This is a genomic window from Methylobacterium sp. Leaf118, assembly GCF_920984675.1.
GTDB lineage: Bacteria > Pseudomonadota > Alphaproteobacteria > Rhizobiales > Beijerinckiaceae > Methylobacterium.
Genome location: NZ_CAKLBV010000142.1, coordinates 1 through 818 on the forward strand (window position 1 = coordinate 1; position 818 = coordinate 818).

Genomic DNA, 818 nt, shown 5'->3' on the forward strand with positions numbered 1-818 from the left:
GGCGGCTCCCGGAGGAGCCGCGATCCCGTTCGGTCCTAGTAGGAGCCGAACTTGTAGTTGATGCCGGCGCGGACCACGGCGAACTCGGTGTTGCGATCGCGGGCGGTGCCGCCGCTGGCCAGGAGCACGCCCGGGCTGTTCGTGTAGACGAGTGCGCCGGCCGGGGTGGCCCCGAAGGCGCCGGTGGTGCGGTTGCCGCGGTCGAGGTTCACGTACAGGCCTTCCACCTTCAGCGTCACGGCCGAGGAGCGGAAGAAGTTCAGGAACGAGTCGGTAGGCAGCGCGTACTCGACGCCGCCGCCGGCCGCCCAGCCGGTGCGGAAGTCGTCGGAGGAGGTGTTCGGCAGGCCGAACTCGCGACCGCCACCGGCGCCGTAGGCGAAGCCGCCGGTGCCGTAGACGAGGGTGCGGTCGAAGGCGTAGCCGAGACGGCCGCGGACGGTGCCGAAGTAGTCGAGGCCCGAAACGCCGTTCGGGTTGAACACCTGGGCGCCGGCCAGCAGCGGGGCGCTGCCCGCGGCGGTGCTGAACTGATTCCGGTTGCGGCCGAAATCGACGTACTGGGCGTCAGCCTCGATACCGACGACGAAGCCGGAACCCGGGGTGAACTGGTAGTTGTAGCCGATCTGGCCGCCGCCGACGAAACCGTCGGTGCTCTCACGGGAGTTGCTGAACGCGAAGGCCGCGGTGGTGCCGGTGGCGACGAGGCCGGAGGCGTCGTTCACGCCGACCACGGTCGGGGCGCGGTTGCTGTCGTTGGCGCCGAAGCCGTAGCCGGCGTTGAAACCGGCGTAGAAGCCGGTCCAGGTGAAGACGGG

1 protein-coding gene is annotated in these 818 nt (G+C 70.2%); it reads right to left on the reverse strand.

What is annotated here, in order from left to right; all coding sequences use genetic code 11:
* Positions 1–35: 35 nt before the first annotated feature.
* Positions 36–818 (reverse strand): outer membrane protein (locus LW587_RS23920; RefSeq protein WP_232632059.1); only part of this gene is annotated, 783 nt, incomplete at its 5' end.